This window comes from Noviherbaspirillum pedocola, assembly GCF_016632335.1.
GTDB lineage: Bacteria > Pseudomonadota > Gammaproteobacteria > Burkholderiales > Burkholderiaceae_D > Noviherbaspirillum_A > Noviherbaspirillum_A pedocola.
On record NZ_JAEPBG010000067.1, the window covers coordinates 1 to 1,667 of the forward strand.

Annotated in this window: 4 protein-coding genes; all 4 read right to left on the bottom strand. The window is 57.4% G+C overall.

Annotated elements, in window-relative coordinates; translation table 11 throughout:
* Positions 1–93: 93 nt before the first annotated feature.
* Positions 94–600, bottom strand: coding sequence for an ISAzo13 family transposase (locus JJB74_RS33850; RefSeq protein WP_200598759.1), 507 nt, complete (start codon positions 598–600; stop codon positions 94–96).
* A gap of 92 nt (positions 601–692) precedes the next feature.
* Complete coding sequence (locus tag JJB74_RS33855; protein WP_200598760.1) at positions 693–1,001, bottom strand: ISAzo13-like element transposase-related protein; 309 nt, start codon at positions 999–1,001, stop codon at positions 693–695.
* A 114-nt stretch (positions 1,002–1,115) separates the two neighbouring features.
* Positions 1,116–1,331: a hypothetical protein gene (locus JJB74_RS32910; protein ID WP_200598761.1), complete on the bottom strand. Its 216-nt coding sequence runs from the start codon at positions 1,329–1,331 to the stop codon at positions 1,116–1,118.
* A 119-nt stretch (positions 1,332–1,450) separates the two neighbouring features.
* The coding region (locus JJB74_RS32915; RefSeq protein ID WP_200598762.1) for an integrase core domain-containing protein at positions 1,451–1,667 on the bottom strand (217 nt) is incomplete at its 5' end.

The window sequence follows — 1,667 nt, forward strand, 5'->3', positions numbered from 1 at the left end:
GCGCGCTTCCTCGCATTTCCCTCAGTTTTCGCTGCCTTATATCGTAGTTTCTCGAGGAATTCAGAGGGTCGTTTCTACGCAAATCCCTTGCCGTCACTGCACGTCAGAGATTTTGCACGGACGACTACGTAAGGCGTGCATCTCCTCGTTCGAGACCCGTTCGCCCAGTTCATTGCCACCGCGCTTGAGGAGCGCCTTGACCCGTAAGCCCGTGCACGTCTCGGTGCCTTCGATGTATTTCATCATCGTGTCGAACGTCCGTAGCGGCACTCCCGCCCAATTCATGCTGATGTGACTGAACAAGCGATGCTCGATTGGATTCCATTTCGAGCAGCCCGGCGGATAGTGGCACACCGTGATCGCCAGCACCGCGATGTCACTGAGCTCCTGCAATTGCGCTTTCCAGACGCGCGACCGATAACTGTTGGAGCCCCCGGCATCCGCCAGAATCAATAAACGATGCGCATCGCGATAGCGCTTGCGTCCCTCAAAGAACCACCAGTCGCCTATCGTATCCACGGCAAAGCGTGGCGTATCAAAACAGTCCCCAACACAAACGAAGCCCCGATTCGCGCCGACTTCATAAGCGCCATAGGGCACCGCCTAGCCAATGGCGTCCTGTGGCCAGTCATGTACCAGCACTGGCGCGGCCACCTTGCGCCATGCTTTACCGGCATTCTTGAAGTCGCCGATCATTTCTTTTTTTTCGTGTCGACGCTGATGATGGGATCGCCCGCGCTATGGAAGTCCTCGCGCTGCTCATTGATATGCGCAAACTGCTCCTGCCGCTGGGCTGCAGAAGCGCCTCGGACTTCGGTACGCCGCGCATTGACCTTCGGAGAATACTTCAGCTTGCGCAGCAGCTTTGAGACGGTCGGAGGACTAGCGGCATGTCCTTTCTTCTTCAGTGCTGCGCTCAGATGACGTAAGGAGCTGCTCTTTGCCATGGGCCGCCTCCCCATCGGATCACCCGCCGTCTCCGACGCCAACAAGGCTTCCAAGGATTGCTCCAATTGGGGATCCCGCTCTTCCGCAGCAGGCCGGCCTCCGCCTGGCATTCGCAGGTGCGCATCGGGACAACTGGCCAGCCCTGCCTCGAGCTCATGACAGCCGCGCTAAATCGTGGTCGGGCTCATGCCGGTAATTTGCGCTAGCAAATGCTTGCCGCCATGACCGATGCGCAGAGCTTCCAGCGCGACAAACCAGCGCCGCTGCGGCTCGTTGAGCCGGCTGAGAAACAGGTTGATGTGATGATGATAGGCGCGTTCCGAATGCGGCTCTGCGGATTGGCAAAGTAGACACTCGCAACAATGAACAGGAACATGCGTCATGGCGGTCTCCTTCACCGTGACCAAGACATGAAATCCATTGTGCCCCTCGCAGCTTCAGATTGTCATCTTGTTTTTTAACAAGTCCCTAGTGACCTTGCCTCGTTTTCGCGTACAGCAAGTCATGCAGCCAAGAGCGCTTCCTCCGCGTGAACCGGGGTGACATACCCGGCAGAGGAATGCAATCGTTGGCGATTGTAATACCCCTCGATCCAGTCCACGATGTCCAGGCGCGCCTGGGCCCGCGTTTCATAGCACGTCTGGTAAATCCGTTCCACCTTTAACGTCTTAAAGAAGCTCTCCATCGGCGCATTGTCCCACGCATTGGCGCGTCGACTC

Excerpts from the sequence above, each read along its gene's own strand:
- JJB74_RS32910 (WP_200598761.1), bottom strand. The coding sequence starts at position 1,331 with ATGACGCATGTTCCTGTTCATTGTTGCGAGTGTCTACTTTGCCAATCC.